An 18,264-nucleotide genomic window follows, 5' to 3' on the forward strand; every position below is an offset into this window, starting at 1 on the left:
TGGCTCAGGCGACAATGGCTCGGGTGACAATGGCTCGGGTGACAATGGCTCGGGTGAGGTGCCAAACCCAACAATTACCACAGAAATATATTCGGGTGGCATAGATAAGAATAATGGGGGCGATGGCGACGGTATAGACGATAACTTGATTGCGAGTGACGATGCCGTATTTAACGAATCTACAGGCTTAATGACTTTTACCAGTAATGGTGTAGGTAAGTTAATATTGGACACGCGAAAAAATGACGTCTCTTTCACTTCTAAAGATGGGTATATTGATAACATTAAGATTACCGATCAAAATGGAAATAAAACAGAATATGTTTTTAATACAGAAACTGGTGAAGTAAAACGTATAATAACACGCAATGGTAGTATCCCTTTATTGGTTCATATAATACCAGCTCCACCTCGCCCTGATGAAGTAGAAACTCCTACACCTCTGCCGTCATCACCGATTATCATTGACTTAGATGGAGATGGCGTTGAAACCGTTGGCTTAGCAGCGGATATTTACTTTGACCACAATGGTGATGGGTTTAAAGAATCAACGGGGTTTTCTGCTGCGGATGATGGTTTACTAGTACGCGATATTAATGGTGATGGTATCATTAATTCCGGTGCTGAACTATTTGGTAATCAGACTTTATTAGCTGATGGCTCCTTCGCCAGTAACGGGTTTGTTGCTTTAGCCGAATTGGACTCAAACGGTGACGGTGTTATTGATGTTAATGATGAACTATTTGGTGAACTAAGGGTCTTTCAGGATATTGATCAGGATGGGGAGACCGATGAAGGAGAGCTATTAACTCTTTTAGAAGCGGGCGTTGAGTCACTATCCATTGATTATATGACTCAAGATTTTATTGATAACTTTGGAAATGAACATCGTCAGGTCGGCAGTTATACAAATACAGCGGGCCAAACAGTAACAATGACTGATGTTTGGTTTACGCGAAACCCAACTGATACTTTATATGATTTTATTGACCTGCCTTATACTGTGGCGAGCTTGCCTGATGTACAGGGTTACGGCCAGGTTTACTCTCTACATCAAGCAATGGCGCGAGATGAGTCTGGAGAGTTGCAAAGTCTGGTTTCGCAATTCTTAGTTGCCTCTTCGAGGGCAGAGCGTCAAGTATTGTTAGACCAAATTATTTTTTCCTGGACAGGTCAGGAGGGAGCGTATCAGAAGTATCACCAATCCCCAATAGATGCCAGGAAAATTGGTGCTTTAGAAGCCTTTTATGGCTTCAATATTCCGCTACCACAGGGGAGTGGTCAGCAATATGCGAGAGATTACGAAAAGATTTATAATACTTTCTCAGATAGAGTTTTTTATCAACTCGCTGCTCAAAGCTATTTACTGCCTCTTTTTCAGGAAATCACTTGGAACAAAAACCCTGAAACAGGCATATTGGAGGGTAACTTCACCGAAGTTGTTGATAACTTGTTCGATTATACTGAAGCAAACCCATTAAAAACCGATATGCTACTTGATTTTGTTCAAGCCATTCAAGGTATATCCTCTTTAAGTGCAATTAACCAAGCTCGCCTGATTGATGCAGTCGATCAATTTATTCAAACATCAGATATTTCTAATTATTCCAAGGAAACCATCAGCCTTGTTACTGCTGCCGTAAGAGACAACACCAAATATGGTAACAACATTTTTGGCGGGGAGAATCGCGATATTTTGTTTGGCCTTAGCGGTAATGATTTACTCAAAGGAGAGGCAGGTAATGATGTGCTTAATGGCGGGCAAGGTGATGATAAACTCTATGGTGGTAGTGGAGATGATGTATATCAATTCGGCGTTGGTTATGGTCGAGATATTATTTATAACCGAGATACCGATAGCGGCCGTTATGATGTTGTTCGTTTAATAGGTGGCATTGCGACTAGTGATATTACCCTATCTCGTCGAGGTGATGACCTGTTCATAACCATCAAAGGTACAGAAGACGTACTACATGTTGAATCACATTTTGAACAAGAGGGGGCAACAAAGCGCTATATTGATGCCATTATTTTTGATGATGGCAGCGTGATAGATGTGGGTCCCAGCCATTTTGATCAAATAAACGTATCTTCTCAATTCATTACCTCGGGTGGCGATGAGTTACATGGAACATCTGAAGATGATGTAATAAACGGCTTAAGCGGAAATGACAGCCTGTACGGTAAAAAGGGAACTGATATTCTCATTGGAGAAAATGGGGATGATACGCTATTCGGTGGTGAAGGTGATGACCGTTTAGAGGGCAATAACGGGAATGATCTGATTTACGGCGACCAAGGTAAAGACTTGTTAATGGGTGGAGCCGGTCATGACAAGTTGATTGGCGGAACTGGTGATGATTCCCTTAGAGGTGATAAAGGTGACGACTTACTCACAGGCGGTCAAGGAGATGATTACTACCTGTTTAACTTAGGTGATGGTCTCGATGCAATTGATAATAGAGGTAGCAAGGGAGATACAGATAGGATTTTACTGGGTGAAGGTATTCTACCTGACCAGGTCAGAATCCACCGTGTGGACAATGACTTAATGATCATTATCCAAGAGGGAGTTGATGAAATTCGAGTGGAAAATTATTACATCAACGAAGCAAGTCGAATCGATTACCTTGTTTTTAATGATCCGAACAGTTCAGTTGCATTTTGGGATGCTGCCACGCTTGAAGTTAAAGCAGGCCAAGCGACAGGAAAAAATGATGAGCTGCATGGCGATACTGACAACAATACACTAGATGGACTAGCAGGGGACGATATACTCCTGGGGTATGATGGTGATGATAGCCTATTTGGATCTGAGGGAAATGACAAAATTCAGGGAGGCCGCGGAGATGATATTCTTATTGGTGGTTTGGGTGATGATTTTCTGAGTGGTGGAGCAGGTAGTGATACCTATGTCATTGCTGCCGATGGAAGTCACGACACTATCCTTGATTACGACAACAGTAACGAATATCTCGATCGTATCGTTTTTGATGAAGGAATCACTCAAGAGCACGTGAGTTATCGACGAACAGCCTTTGACTTAATTATCGAAATAAATAAAGACGGTGTACTAAGTACAGTCACCATTGAAAATGGTTTTATCAGCAAAGTAAATGGTATAAGTGGTTTTAGTAACAGGCGAATTTTAGTTGACCAACTTGAGTTTTCAGATCACACAACTGTCAGCATAGAAGCAGTACTTGCTAGCGCAGCTGGTTGGACTGGCACAGATTCTGCTGAAACTATTTATGGCTATCAAGGTGCAGATACACTTAATGGTGCAAGTGGTCATGATACCCTTTATGGCGGTGATGGTAATGACACGTTAAATGGAGGGGCAGACGACGATGCCCTCTACGGTGGTGATGGAAATGACACATTAGATGGAGGGGCTGGCAACGATGCTATTTATGGTGGTCATGGAAATGACGCATTAGATGGAGGAGCTGGCGACGATACCCTATACGGCGGTTCAGGTAGTGATACTTATTATTGGGGTCTTGGTTCCGGAAACGACCAAATTCATTCTCACAAAGCTTTGGAAAGCGATGGCAGTGACTTTGATAAATTGGTATTTAAAGAAGGGATTACTGCCGGTGACTTAACTTGGTCACGATATCGCTCTCATCTAAGAGTGACCTTAAACTCCAGTGGCGAAACAGTTTCAATAATTGATTACTTTAGTCGCATAGCAAAGCTAGACCCAATTAGAATTGAATTAGCAGATGGTACAGAATTAAATCTAGCACTGTTAGCAGAAGAGGCCAATAGACTACTCATTGGTACAAAAGAAGGGGAGTTTATAGAAGGCGGAGACCTTGATGAAACTCTCATCGGTTTAAATGGTGATGATGAATTATACGGCCAAGCTGGTAACGATAAACTGGATGGCGGTTCAGGCAATGATATTTTAGATGGTGGCTCTGGCAATGATATTTTAGATGGTGGTGTGGGCGATGATGATTTAGAAGGTGGTATAGGTAGCGATATATACAAGTGGGGATATGGCTCTGGAAACGATCGGATTTGGAACTATAGCGACAATCGTTCCGACGATAATAGCGATATAGATAAGCTTGTATTTACGCAAGGAATTACTACTAGTGACATAACCTGGTCACGTGATGGCGATGACTTGAAAGTAACGCTTAACTCAAGCGGTGAAACACTGAAAGTCAAATATCACTTTAATGACCAGTACACCAATTATAAATTAAAAGCTGTAGAGTTAGCAGATGGGACAGCGTTAGACCTTGACTCAATAGAAAATGCGATTCATACCCAAATGGGTACCGAAGGAGATGATAGCTTATATGGAGCTGAATATGGCGAAACCTTACTGGGTTTGGGTGGCAATGACTATTTATATGGTAATGAAGGTGACGACTCACTTGATGGCGGTTTAGGCAATGATTATTTAAATGGAGGTAAAGGTGATGACGTCCTTGATGGTGGCGCAGGTAACGATAGTTTAAAAGGTGGTTATGGCAATGACACCTACTTATGGGGCAAAGGTTCGGGGAATGACACCATTCACAACTACGACCGTAATGATAAAAGTAATCCCCACAAACTCGACAAACTGATTTTTAAAGCCGGTGTCACTGAAAGTGACTTGATATGGTCCCGCGGAACAGATGACCTGCGAGTGACAATCAAATCGACAGGAGAAACCTTGTCGATAAAAAACCACATAACATATGAAGGGTACCAAATAGATGCGGTTGAGCTGGCAGATGGCACTGTGCTGGATCTTACATCCATTGAGAAAGGACTAAATACACCGATAGGTACAGATAACGATGACTACCTTTATGGTCATTTGCATGATGATGTACTAAAGGGCTTGGGAGGCGATGATCGTCTGATAGGTTTTGGTGGCGACGACATACTTGATGGCGGAGCTGGCGATGATAAGTTAGAAGGAAGAGGTGGCAGCGATACCTATTATTGGGGAGCTGGCTCAGGCAATGATTCTATTGAAAATTTCAGTAGCAGTTCGTATAGCTCTGATGATGACTTTGATAAGCTGGTTTTTAAACAAGGTACATCACCCAGTGATTTAACTTGGTCACGAGATGGTGATGATTTAACAGTGATGCTGAATTCAAGTGGCGAAACACTGAGAGTGGTATTTTACTATTCCCGGGGCTCTTGGGAATTAGACGCGTTCGAGCTCGCGGATGGCACAGTACTAGATCGCACAGCAATAGAGGCAGAAGCTACACAGAGTGCAAATATCGTGATGGGCACTGGAGACTCTGAATCTATTTACGCTTCAGAGTCTGACGAAGTAATATTGGGTCTAAACGGCAACGACCGCCTATATGGCAGAGCCGGCGACGACAAGCTCAATGGTGGCGCGGGTGATGATAGGCTTAAAGGACAAATTGGCGACGACCAGCTCGATGGTGGTATAGGTGACGATGACTTATATGGTGGCGCTGGCAACGATGTTTATTACTGGGGACTAGGCTCAGGAAATGACCGAATTTATAACCATGACAAGTGGAGTCCAGGTGATGCGAGTGATATCGACAAATTAGTATTTAAAGCAGGCATTTCGGCGAGCGATTTAATTTGGTCACAACATGGAAATGATTTGAGAGTAACGCTGGTCTCCAGCGGCGAAACATTGAGTATCAAAAATCACTTTGACCCCGAATTTAGTGACTCCAAGATAAAAGTGATTGAGCTTGCAGATGGGACCGAGCTAGACCTTGTATCGATAGAAGGGTCTGTCACAGACGCTTCGAACGTCAAGATGGGCACTCAGGATGATGAATCTATTTATACTTCTGATCCTGACGAAGTTTTATTGGGCTTAGATGGCAATGATAAATTATATGGTAGAGCGGGAGACGACAGGCTCTATGGCGGAGCTGGTGATGACCAACTCAAAGGGCAAATTGGCAACGACATGCTTGATGGCGGAGCCGGAGACGATACTTTGTATGGGGGGGCGGGCAATGACATTTATTACTGGGGGTTAGGCTCAGGCAATGACCGATTATACAACCATGATAAATGGAACCCTGGTGATGCAAATGATATTGACAAGTTGGTTTTTAAAGCGGGAATTTCGGCTAACGATCTGCTTTGGTCACGCGACGGAAATGATTTAAAAGTGATGCTGGTCTCCAGTGGGGAAACTCTGAGTATCAAACACTATTTTAATATCGAATACAGCGACTCTAAGTTAAAAGCCGTTGAATTGCCTGACGGTACTGAGCTCAATATATCAGCAATAGACGAATCTATGCCAGAAGGCGTAAATATATTCTTAGGTAAACAAAGCGATGATTCACTTTATAGCTCTGAAGTGGGTGAAATACTGTTGGGCTTGGATGGCAACGATAACTTATATGGCAGAGCTGGTGACGACATACTCAAAGGCGGCGCGGGCGATGACATACTTAAAGGACAAGTTGGCAACGACATACTTGACGGTGGCTCCGGCAACGACATGCTCAACGGCGGTGCGGGAAGTGATACGTATTATTGGGGACTAGGGTCAGGCAATGATCAAATTTACAACTTTGATTCTTGGGGAGCACTCCCATTCGACACGGGTGATTATGACAGCTGGAATGAGAGAGACGTAAATGATGTTGACAAGCTGGTATTTAAAGATGGTGTTACTGCCGATGATTTAGTTTGGTCACGTGATGGTGATGATTTGAAAGTGACGCTTAGTTCAAGCGGTGAAACGCTCAGCATAAAACATCACTTCGACAGCTATACTCATGACAGTTTGAAGTTAAAAGTAGCCGAGCTGCATGATGGCAGTGCGCTTGATTTGGCAATAATATCAGAATCAATCGCAAAAGGTGGCAATATAGTCATCGGTACGCAAGGAGATGAGTCACTTTACACTTCAGATCTGGATGAGACTGTGTTGGGCTTGGATGGCAATGACAGGTTATATGGTAGAGCGGGTAATGACATACTCGATGGTGGCAAAGGAGATGACAGGCTTAAAGGTCAAACGGGTGACGACATACTCGATGGTGGTACAGGTAACGATGACTTATATGGTGGCGCAGGCAATGACGTTTATTACTGGGGAATAGGCTCTGGTAATGACAGCATTTTCAATCATGATAAGTATAACCCTGGTAATGAAGGTGATATAGATAAGTTAGTATTTAAGGCTGGCATCTCTTCTGAAAACTTAAGTTGGTCACGTAATGATGATGATTTACAAGTTCAGTTGAAGTCAACAGGAGAAATATTAACTATAAAAGGCTACTACCAAAGTGGCTATGATAAAATTGATAGAGCAGAGCTAGCTGATGGCACGATAATCAGCCTAGTTGATGTAATTAACAACCCAACACCCCAGACTCAAGAAAGCTTAAGTGGCTTAGATAGCAGGTTTATTAAGCATGATAGTTTTGAGCTTCTTGTGCAATCTATATCAGGCTTTGCTGGCAACTCTGACGACAGCGCAAGTGACAAAACACACTATGTAGGGAGCTATTTAGAAAAAATGACTTATTCTACAGATTAAAAGAAGTTGTTCATTATTCTGGCCAACTAGACAGTAATGTCAAACAATGCACAAGTTCTCAGCGTCATACCGGCCTTGCGCCGGTATCTGTTTGCACTCTACTGTTATGATTGGATAAATACCTTACCAACCAAGTCGTCTGAAGCCAGATCCCATGTCGAGCACGGGATGACAGGTGAAAAGGGTATGGTTTGCGGTGCGTTGTGAGACATTCTAAGCGTCTGCGCTTCGCAACTAAACACCTGCCTGGGCTGAGATAAAACACATTGCACTCAAACCATCTCATCTGTGTCATACCGGCCTTGCGCCGGTATATGCTTGCAGTCTACTGTTATGCTTGAACAAATACGTTATCAATCAAACCGTCTGAAGCAAGATCCCGTGTCGAGGACGGGATGACGGGTGAAAATGGTCAGGTTTGCGGTGCGTTGTAAAACATACTAAGCATCTGCGCTTCGCAATTAAACATCTGCCAGGGCTGAGGTCAGACATAGTGCATTCATGCCATCTCACCTGCGTCATACCGGCCTTGCGCCGGTACCTGTTTGCACTCTACTGTTATGATTGGATAAATGCCTTATCAACCAAGTCGTCTGAAGCAAGATCCCGTGTCGAGCACGGGATGACGGATGAAAGGGGCTAGGTTTATGGTGTGTTCTGAGAGATTCTAAACGTCTGCGCTTCGTAGCCAAACTCCAACCAGAACAGGCAACTGCCTATCATGCAACACCTCGCCGCCATAACGGTCCAGAGCCCGCGAGAAAAACAAATACAAAAACGCTAAACAGGTCACATCACCGCTTAGGACATACCACTTTCTCGGCCTTCAGGTGATACATCTCAATGTCAGGATGACTGAAAAACCCCACTTCCCAGGGATTTTTAGAGATAAACAGCTCTCTCACTTCATTAAACAAAGCACTGTTGGTGGCTACCTGATGCACCCGCCCGGTAATAATGGAATAGTTCCACTCGACATAGTTTTCAAAGGTAAAGCTGGCACGATTGTCGATGGCAAAATAACACAGGTTATCCCGCTTCATCAGGCTGGATTTAAAGGTTTGTGGCAGGGTGATAAAAAAGATATCGTCGTCGGTACTGGATAGAAATGCCATCACCGTAGTGTGTGGCTGAGACTGAGCCTTAGTGATCAGCACTCCAACCTTATTGTCATGCTCTTGCTCATCCATCATTGGTGTTGCGGTTAAAGGCGTGCAGGGCAAGGGGTTTTGCACACGCGGATCGTCAGGAAATTCATAACCCGGCGCCCGATACTCCAGCGCTACCGAAACCCCGTAATAAACCTGGTACTCAAGCGGCGCTATGGTGACCTCAGTATTATTCAATGCAGTTACGCGCCCCTTATAGGATAAACGATAGACACTCAGCTCAGCATCATATTCACTTACGCCGGTACGGTTATCCAGGTGCACAGTGACCAAATCTCCCACACTCAACTGATGGCTTTCTCGCAGCTCGAGCAGCAACTGGTTATCTTCATCTATCTGAGCAAAACAGATAAAGACATCAATACCGCCAAGGTGCGTCTGGTAAGCCGCAGCAACGGCAATTACGGGTGATGGAATAAACTGCTTTAAAGACGACATAACTCTCCCTGAAACTGAGTTCACAGGCTTATTTCGAACTCTATAACTCTAGCATATACATCCACTAAGGCACGCAATGAGTTATAACATATTCATTCTTTAAAACAGAATAAAAGCACCGATAATGACGCATTTTATTCTACTTAACTAAGCGTTACAGTCATGGCATTCCACTTTCAGAGATAAAACTTATGCCATCAATACGACGCGCCTCAGAACGGGGCCTGGTTAATATGGGTTGGTTGCATAGCCAACATACATTTTCTTTTGGCCATTATTACGACCCCAAGCATATGGGGTTTTCCATGTTACGCGTTATCAATGACGATACGGTCGCACCAGGTATGGGTTTTGATACGCATGCCCACCGTGACATGGAAATTATCTCTTATGTGATACAAGGTGCACTGGAGCACAAAGACAGTCGGGGGAACCACCATATCATTCCGGCAGGTGACGTTCAGCTGATGAGCGCAGGCACAGGGATCACGCACTCTGAATACAATTATTCTGCCACGGAACAGACCCGTTTCTTACAGATCTGGATCCGCCCTGATGTAAAAGGGCTCAGTCCCAGTTATGCTCAGGCCAATATAGAACAAGACGGGCCACTTACCCCGCTTGTAACCCCTAATGGCCAGCAAGGTTCACTTGTCATTCATCAGGATGCCAGCCTGCATCGTCTTAAGCTCTCAGAAGGTGAAACTTACACACTGAACACACATAATCGCTGGGGCTATCTACACCTAGTTGAAGGTTCAGCCCAAACAGCTGAAATACGCCTGGAACCGGGTGATGCCATTGGTCTGACAGCGCACGAATCCTTCACGGTGGAGGCTACAGCACCACTAGAGGCACTGTGGTTTGAGCTACCGCCAGGTTGAATGTCAATACACTAGAATACGTGTCCGCGGCTCTACAGTCTCAGCAATCAATACTGGTACCCAAACGAAAAAAGCCATGCGCTGTTAAACAGGCATGGCTTTGCTACGGGCAGTAGTGTCACAGCTACGTCCAGCATTCAAAAAGGGAGTGTTATACCAATTTCACTTAATACCTGTCCAATTTGAAGGAGCAAATATGGCGCTAACTGTGTTAAAAATTTCTCATTTAGAGCAACTAAATAGCAAAATTTTTGCCTTGTTATCGACCCTATTTTCTCGCCTCAAAATAGAACACTTAATTAAGCAAATTGGTATTAAGTCTTTTCCTCCAGCGGCGCTGCGCCTTCCTGAAAGCGCAAAAAATCATCAATGTCTTTTATAGACGCAGAAGGCGAAAGTAACCGCAAAGGCACTTCATACTCAGAATGTAAGAAGAACTTAAACCCTTCATATTCGTAGGCCTGGCTAAACAGCTCTGCCAAAGTGTCAGTCTTACTCAACGGGAAAACCTGCCCCGATGGCCATTGATGCGCCAGAATATCAGCCACACATCGAAACTGTTTGTAGTCATTCCAGTTGTGATCTTCCATATTCAACATCTTTACGACCTTACGCACCACAGGCGCTATCAAACTCAAAGCACTGGTAAGGCCAAAGAAAAAGAATTTATGCCAGGTGGGTACCTGCATCAGACCGACCCGGCGGATCATCGCTTTGGCCGCCTCAGGGTCTTTACCTGGTCCGCTTAATCTGAATTGCGCGGCGACTAAGCTGCCATGATAAAAGTTGAAGATCAGCCTGGGATCTGGCAGCAAGTGATACCATTTGGGCTCTACGCCCAGCGTCCGGGCAAGCTCACCGGTAAATCGGTAGTAACGCACATTTTCTGAACGGTCTGGTTCCAGACAGAACTGCTCCCGGCATTCCTGCTGATACTCCTCAATGCGCCGCTGCAGAGTGTGTGAATCAGCCAGCTCTGTTTTACCCGCCAAAACCCGGGCATATAAACGTGCCTGTAACTCGGCAATGGTCGGAACGCCCCCGACATCCGGACGGGCAAATCCAATCCAGACCAGGCTGTCTCTTAATGTCGGGTGGATCATGTGCAAAAAGTTAGAGCGGATATTCTTCGCCGCATCTTGTGCTGCGCTGTGGTGGATCATGTCAAACTGCGTCTCATAGCCGGTCGACATCATCACATCGGTACATTCAATAAATTGGCCATCGTGAAGATAAACACCATTCTCAGCAAAACGCTTTACAGAGAACAAATGCAGCTGGGTTTGCCCGGTTTCCAGATCCTGCAACCAGATATCATTCTTGTTACTAAATTCGCCGTGCAGGCCGTATTTAACCAGAAACTTCCACATCCAGAATGCGCTTAAAGGTCGCTGGCGCTTCTGCTCATTTACCTTCAAGCCTTTATTCATAATGCGTTTTTTCAGCGTGGCCTCAAAAAGCGAATGGTTGACCAAAAACGAGTAATGCGCAGCTCGTGTGGTTCTGGAGTCTCCGGTATCGCCCAGAATAACCCGGGCAATAATGCTCTTGGGGCGCTTAACCACCAGATGAGTCTCTTGCGCAACTTGCGCAATTTGGTGCACCACGTCAGAGCCAGACTCTCCCAGCCCCAGGCAGACCACCTTTTTGCCCTTAAATTTTGACGCTTCTTTAAAATCAAAACTATGGTGTATGGTCCCCTTAAACTGCTCCATGTTGGGAACAGACGGCAGTAATGGATTGCGAAATTTGCCACTGCACACCGCAACAGAATCAAACAACTCTTCTTTGCGTTCACCGTTTTTAAGATAAATCACCCGCCATTTTTGTGTGCCAACTGGCTCAACAGACTCAATGACAGTGTTAAAACGGATAAACTTTCTCAGTCTGAAATGCTCGGTAAAATCTTGCAGATACTCGATATATTCACTGGCCGTCCAGTATTTGCGATTCTTCTCTCTTGGCGGAAATGAGGAAAACGCCATAAAAAAGTTAGAAACCGTCAGGTGGATGTCGTTATAGATCCCGCCTTCGTTTTCTTTGTTATAAAAGGCGCCACCAATGTCATCACTGCGCTCAAAACACACCACAGTGTGACTTTGATCTATCAGCTCTTTGGTGGTTACCAGGCCAGATAACCCTGCGCCAATGACCGCAACGCGCTTCATCGGGTGGCTTGGTGCCTGCATAGCTTGTGAATTCATCACATCGTCTCCCACTCGTTAGATTGGGTAAATTATCGAATCAGGTAACACTTCCGCATCTATGATGCACAGCCGCTTTGAAAATTGCAGCGTACCGTCAGGTGCGATACTCAGGCTGTCCTGACTTTCGCTGGTAAGCAACAAAGAGGAAGGCTCTCCCTGTCGGGATTCAGTGACCATAAAGCTGCTCACCACGTCTAGTGCATGTTCACTTTGGTGCGTGATCTCTATGCTGCCCGCAAATCGGCGTTGCAATCGGTCACGAAACCAAACGGCCTTTTGCAGGCCCAGCGCTCTGTCTATCAGCATTTTTTTGCCTTCACAAAACACGTTGTAAACCAGCATATCCTCTTCAAAGTTGGCCCGATTGGTCACTAAGTAACTGGCATCTTCAGTAAAGAAATCTGGCCACTGGGTCAGCATTTGCTGGTCGAGTTGGGCGTGATAGCGCCGGTAAAATTCGCGAACAGATCGCTCCAGCAACAGGGTTTTCAACATTTCTTCCATGCTCACAGCTCCATCACCTGACGATAGTAGTTATAGAACCCACGGATCGCTGATTCCGACACCATATGATCGCAATCTGACGAGCCTTCACCATATTCAATGGCGCATTCAAACTGAGATTGCTGCTGTAAACCCACTTGACAGGAAGCTAAAATCTCATTGTCATCTATGGTGACCAGGCCCGACGCTCCCAGTAAATTGGCCTGTTTAACACGTCGTGCAGTCAGTGCTGGATCTTCGTCTTCATACGCAAAGAAAGTCCAGGTTTTTACACATTTATCGTGGCTAACCGGCTCCACATGACGCATGACCAAACAGTTCAACTGTTGCAGAAAAATCAAGTTTGGCCAGATAGTCATAACAGCACCAGTCGCATGAGAAAACTCGGCCTCATGGGCTATCAAACTCGGATCAAGTAATGAAAACTCCGAATCAGCTTCTTCTGAGTGAGTCTGCTGCTTGCTAAATGTGGCCGTAGAAGCCAGCACACTGTGCATGCCTTTGTCCTCAACCACGATTTCCGTTTCCTGATCCGACCGCCAGATCCCAAACAAGGTGAAAAATGAGTGCAAAATAGCCGCATGCACGGTGTCTTTCACATTCTCAATCTGCAGCTTCCAGTTGCCGGCAACAACGTGCTTGTGCTTGCCAATCACCTTTAAGGGACGGCCATCACAGACACGGTCAAAGTAACGCAGGATCTTAGGGCCCAGATAGGTCTCAAGCGGCACCATGTCGTTACTAAAGCTGGCAAACACCACACCGTGTCGCTCACATACATTTAGCTGTTTCAGACCATGATTTTGCGGATCAAACTGCGGCGACATTCCCCCTTTTCCCTTCACGCCCTGACTCAAAGGCACGCCCACCAGGCGGCCCTCCAGATTGAAACGCCATTCGTGATATGGGCAGGTAAACAACTTGTTGTTGCCTTTTCGCTTCTCACATAACCGCGCGCCACGATGAGTGCAGCGATTAACAAAAACGCGAATGGTCCCCTTTCGGTCTCTGGACACAATCACACCGACATTGCCTACCGAGCTTAGGATATAATCGCCCGGCTCCGGCACCTCACAGCTCAACGCCACGTAGTTCCAGGAATCGGCGAAGAAGATGGCATCCAGCTCACGCTGAAAGTTATCCTTGTCAGCATAAATGTGCTGGGGAAGCCTGCGCGCACCCGCGTCAGGCCATCCGTAGAACTCACTCATGATTCAAGCTCAGCTGCCGGTTGCTTTGTTGCTTGCTCTGCGTTGCTGTTTGATTGTCGCTCTGAGCCATACACAACCAAATCCGCGATCCGGCTCATCACTGACATCAGCATGGACCAACCCTGCTCCTGAATTTCAAGCAGACCTTCTGCCTCACTCAGGCTGGGTGTCTGACGACGCACAAAGTCATAGCCCATTTTGACATGTTCGTGGTCGCCATCGTCATGCTCATGGAAATGGCGAGAATGCTGTGTTTCTGACATCACAGGCGCAACATGCTTGTAGAATACAGTGGCTGAGGCTTCAACCACCAGGTGGATCAGAACCAACTTTTGCATGTCAGACAAGCGGTTTAAAATACTGCAGAACCAGCTGCTGGTCGCTTCAAGGACCGGATCAAAAATGCGTGTGCTCGAATCCCGGCTGGACGCTAAATCCATATTGTGACCAAACTCTTCAATCAAATGGTCCCAGGCCAGATCTAAATGTGCGCCCTCAGCGCTGGTCAGGTAACGGTTAAACACCATTTTCTGGAAGTGATTTGACCACACCTGAAAACAATCCAGGAAACGATTTCGTGTTTCACTGTCGTTTAGCAGCCCTTTATTTACCAGCGCAAACAAGCGATGTTTGTCGAAGCGATCTTTGAAAATTTCGTTCTTCTGGAACAGTTTGTCGACTATCGTATCGGCGTGTTTCAATTCATAGTTCTCGTCTTCGTGGAATGTCGCCCAAGGGTCGGCGATGTCTTCATATAATCCACGGGAATCGAATTGTAACGACAATCCCCAAAAACCCGCGGGCTCTGCGCCGATAAAACCATGGGGGCGACCAGGTGGAACCAGCAGTGAATCCCCCGCGCCCATGTCAGTTTCTACATCACCAAGCGTAGAGGCACCGCCTTCACAAATTAAGATCATCGATTCCACAGGATGGATATGCTCATCCAGCTGCTCACCGGCTTCCAGTCTGACCCAGGCCATCGAAATACGATTATCCTTTGGCAAAAATTCGGTCAGCCCTTCATGTTTGGTGAAGTCTTTAACGTGGCCTAACCAGTGCTCAACACCGTTAACTTCGATAGTGCGGATAGACGGAATATCATCGCGCTTCACCAGTGAAACTAATTTACTCTCAGACATGCTCATTCCTTAGGTATCTTATTTTTCTACAACTTGTAGCGATTTCAAAAATTTAATAATGCTCTTCTGCTCAGAAAGCGGTAACAACGAGAAGTGGTCACGGCTTTGACGTGCTTCACCACCGTGGTACAGGATGGCCTCAGTAATGGTCGTGATATCACCCCGATGACCATAAGGCGCTGAACTGCCTACATCCCATAGCTTTCTGGTAATAAAGAACTCACTCCCCGGGCGGCCATCCTGTGACGGGCGAGCCTGATCGAGCGTCTCATTACAGAAGAAGCGAATGGCATCTTCACGCTCCACCGGATCACACAAGTTGTGGCGTTTCAGGTCGGTATAGGCCCATACTGTGGCACTGCCATCTGGGTTTTTCTTCAACCTAGGTTTAGGACCTTGCTTGGTCATATCCCAGCGCACTGAACGACTGGTATCACGGAAAGTATGGGACGCATTAAGCGGACTAGGCTCAGAGAACACCGGCGTATCCAGCTTAAGTGCCGGTACATGGCAGCTGTTACAGCCAATCTCATTAAACTTACGCTTGCCAAGGCGCACGGCTTTGCGCTCAGCACGGGCTCGCGGCATCACCTGAACCGGCACGGGCAAGCTGGCCTGATACACAGATAGTGCCGTGATGTCACCAATCGATAGCTCTCTTTCCACACCATCTTCATCGTGATCTTTATCGAATCCTTTGCCCGGGTTTAAATCAAAACGTTCTTCTGCCTGCATGCCGTGGTGATGGTTCATTGCGTCGACGGTAAAATGACGCAAAGTGGCAATGTTGCCCGACTGGTTGAATGGCCGGACCATCAGATCGGTATTAATGCCTTCACTTTCCACCACCAATCCGCCTTCCTTGCGGATATCAAAGGACACTCCTTTTGAGATTAATGTGTGTTCCCCGTCAGGCAGGGCTTCGGCCTGGGCGCGCAGATCATAGGTCATTTCACGGGCCACCATTTCAATGGCACCCGCACCATGCATGCCCGGTGTGTTCCTTTCGTTACTAAACTGATTAGATACGGACTCTGTCACCGGGTCTAAACGCTGCGCCAAAATGAAAGCGTTGACCACAAACTCGCCTGATCCACCTATGGCTGGCTGAGAGTGACACCCGGCACAGGAATTCGTTTCAGGTGATGAGGTACGAATAAAAGCGGGCTGATCCGGAGCACGTTTCACACCACCACCGGTCGTTGCCGGACGACCCTGACCATCACATTTATTAAACTTGGCAACGAAAAGATCTCGCCCCATCTTATGGATCTGCTTTAAAGTCGCCTTTCCATTTGCAATATCATCATGTTCAATATGCTTCTTAATCGCCCCTTCTTCTGGATAATCAGCCGGACAAGCGGCCTGCACTGATGCACTTACCACACCAGACAAAACCAATGGAACGGCCATCAACAGGTGACGGTCAATTAGTATATTTACTCTATTTTTTGTGCGTATGTAGCTGTTCATGGCCCCTCCAATTACATACAATGCGGGTTTATTTTTCTGGTAATGTGCGATAGCCGGGCAGCTGCTCGAAACGTGCAGCCCAGTCAAGTACGCGTGGAAAATCGCTCAGGCTTGGCTCGAGTTTGATAACCAAAGCGATGTAGCTGTATAGCGCAATATCCGCAAGGGTGGCATGTGAACCTGCCAGCCATGGCTGCTGCTCCAGCTGTTTGCTCATAAGAGAAAACAGCTTGATAGTCAGTTGCATAGCTTGGTCAGCATTGCCTGGTTTACCCAGTACCCGGATCCCTCTTAGCGCGACGGGACCTGTGCACAGCTCACCCGCAGAGAGCGCAAACCAGCGCTGGATCTCTACCTGGGTTGGCAGATCATCGGGGTACCAGATTCGCTGTTGGTCGTATTGTTGAGCAAGGTAAAACAAGATAGCGTGGGAGTCGGTGATCGTTTTGTCTCCATCCACCAGCACAGGTATCTTGCCGGCCGGGTTAAGATGTAAAAATGATTCAGACAAATGCGCTTTAGATTTTAAGTCAATGGTTACAGTCTCTATGCTTAACCCTAACATTGATGCAAGAGTGAGAACCTTGTGACTGTGCCCTGACATCGGGTGATAGTACAGCTGAATATTACTCATGATAGCAACCTAATGCTCCCTATATTGGTGACATGCGGAGCATTAGACATTAAAATTTTCATAGAATAAACATACAAAACGAAAACACTGATCACACAAAACGAAAACAAAAGGACCTAGCTTGTGGACACTATAGAAGGCTTTAGAGCAGTTATCGCGGTGGCTGAAACCGGCTCATTTACGGCAGCAGCCCTGCGACTGGGTATTTCGAAGTCTGTTGTCAGTAAATACGTCAATGCGGTTGAAAATCAACATGCAACCAAGATATTTAACCGCTCGACCAGAAAAGTGTCTATGACCCGGGCTGGGCGACATTTTTATCATGGTATTGTCCACGTATTGAACGAATATACCTCACTGGTGGATCAGGTCAGTGAAGAAAGTACCAAATGTTCAGGCCTGCTCAGGATCACCACCTCAGTGACATTCGGAGAGCAAGTACTGGCACCAAAATTACCTCAGTTTATGTCTTTATATCCTGATATCCAGCTGGATTTAGAACTGAATAACCGCAAAGTCGATTTGGTCGAAGAAAGTTTCGATTTGGCAATCCGCGTAGGATCCACCGAAGTTCAGGACTTTGTAGCAACACAAATATGCCAGTTTCCGATGGTGTTATGCGCGACACCTGAGTATATAAAACAACACGGCCAACCTGAGTGCGTCAGAGATCTCAATGCGCATGTCTGGCTCATCGACAAGAAAATGCCCATTAACGACTGGGTAGATGACAAAGATATCGATCAGTGGGATGCACTGTTTACGTCGGCCCCGATTTCAGTCAACAGCCCCAATATTCTTAAAACCCTGGTCAAGTCTGGCGCCGGAGTCGCATTGATCCCTAAGTTTCTGGTCGAGCAGGAGTTAGCGGAGGGGGTACTTATCCAGCTGATGAAAGATGCCATTAAACAACCATTAAGTGTTCATGTTATTTACCCAGAGAATAAGTACATTCCAGAAAAATCGCGCGTTTTTATCAACTTTTTGAAACAACAATATGGCGATAATCCCGTCGAGCCTCAGACGCAAGGGAACAGGTTGCTCAACGCCTTAATATAATCACCCAAGATACATTACTTGGATATA

10 protein-coding genes are annotated in these 18,264 nt (G+C 45.9%); 3 read left to right on the plus strand and 7 right to left on the minus strand.

What is annotated here, in order from left to right:
• Positions 1-58: 58 nt before the first annotated feature.
• A complete protein-coding gene (locus CWB99_RS22140; RefSeq protein ID WP_249332054.1) occupies positions 59-7,516 on the plus strand; it encodes a calcium-binding protein in 7,458 nt (2,485 codons plus the stop codon).
• Positions 7,517-8,310: 794 nt separating this feature from the next.
• Here CWB99_RS22140 and CWB99_RS22145 read toward each other — a convergent pair.
• Positions 8,311-9,123, minus strand: a complete 813-nt coding sequence (locus CWB99_RS22145; protein WP_138552191.1) for a hypothetical protein — start codon at positions 9,121-9,123, stop codon at positions 8,311-8,313.
• Positions 9,124-9,314: 191 nt separating this feature from the next.
• On the opposite strand from CWB99_RS22145, the gene CWB99_RS22150 reads away from it, so the two are divergent.
• Positions 9,315-10,007, plus strand: coding sequence for a pirin family protein (locus CWB99_RS22150; RefSeq protein ID WP_138552192.1), 693 nt, complete (start codon positions 9,315-9,317; stop codon positions 10,005-10,007).
• 314 nt (positions 10,008-10,321) lie between these two features.
• Here the strand turns inward: CWB99_RS22150 and CWB99_RS22160 are convergent, their stop codons facing one another.
• From CWB99_RS22160 to CWB99_RS22185, 6 genes are read right to left on the minus strand one after another with little or no spacing between them, the layout of a single operon-like run.
• Positions 10,322-12,211, minus strand: a complete 1,890-nt coding sequence (locus CWB99_RS22160) for an NAD(P)-binding domain-containing protein (RefSeq protein ID WP_249332056.1) — start codon at positions 12,209-12,211, stop codon at positions 10,322-10,324.
• An 18-nt stretch (positions 12,212-12,229) separates the two neighbouring features.
• On the minus strand, positions 12,230-12,718 hold the full coding sequence (locus CWB99_RS22165) for an aromatic-ring-hydroxylating dioxygenase subunit beta (RefSeq protein ID WP_138552194.1): 489 nt from the start codon (positions 12,716-12,718) through the stop codon (positions 12,230-12,232).
• Positions 12,719-12,720: 2 nt separating this feature from the next.
• Positions 12,721-13,929, minus strand: a complete 1,209-nt coding sequence (locus tag CWB99_RS22170; protein WP_138552195.1) for an aromatic ring-hydroxylating oxygenase subunit alpha — start codon at positions 13,927-13,929, stop codon at positions 12,721-12,723.
• Positions 13,926-15,071: a cupin domain-containing protein gene (locus CWB99_RS22175; protein WP_138552196.1), complete on the minus strand. Its 1,146-nt coding sequence runs from the start codon at positions 15,069-15,071 to the stop codon at positions 13,926-13,928. The genes CWB99_RS22170 and CWB99_RS22175 overlap by 4 nt, the downstream gene beginning before the upstream one ends.
• Before the next feature lie 18 nt (positions 15,072-15,089).
• Complete coding sequence (locus CWB99_RS22180) at positions 15,090-16,544, minus strand: di-heme oxidoredictase family protein (RefSeq protein WP_212748537.1); 1,455 nt, start codon at positions 16,542-16,544, stop codon at positions 15,090-15,092.
• A gap of 28 nt (positions 16,545-16,572) precedes the next feature.
• Positions 16,573-17,178 carry a glutathione S-transferase family protein gene (locus CWB99_RS22185; protein ID WP_138552197.1) on the minus strand — a complete coding sequence of 202 codons (606 nt, stop codon included), beginning with the start codon at positions 17,176-17,178 and terminating at the stop codon, positions 16,573-16,575.
• A 123-nt stretch (positions 17,179-17,301) separates the two neighbouring features.
• Between CWB99_RS22185 and CWB99_RS22190 the strand changes: the two genes are divergently transcribed.
• Positions 17,302-18,237 carry a LysR family transcriptional regulator gene (locus CWB99_RS22190; RefSeq protein WP_138552198.1) on the plus strand — a complete coding sequence of 312 codons (936 nt, stop codon included), beginning with the start codon at positions 17,302-17,304 and terminating at the stop codon, positions 18,235-18,237.
• The last annotated feature ends 27 nt before the right edge of the window (positions 18,238-18,264 follow it).

Origin of the sequence: Pseudoalteromonas rubra, from assembly GCF_005887095.1 — a bacterium.
In the GTDB taxonomy this organism is placed as follows: domain Bacteria; phylum Pseudomonadota; class Gammaproteobacteria; order Enterobacterales; family Alteromonadaceae; genus Pseudoalteromonas; species Pseudoalteromonas rubra_E.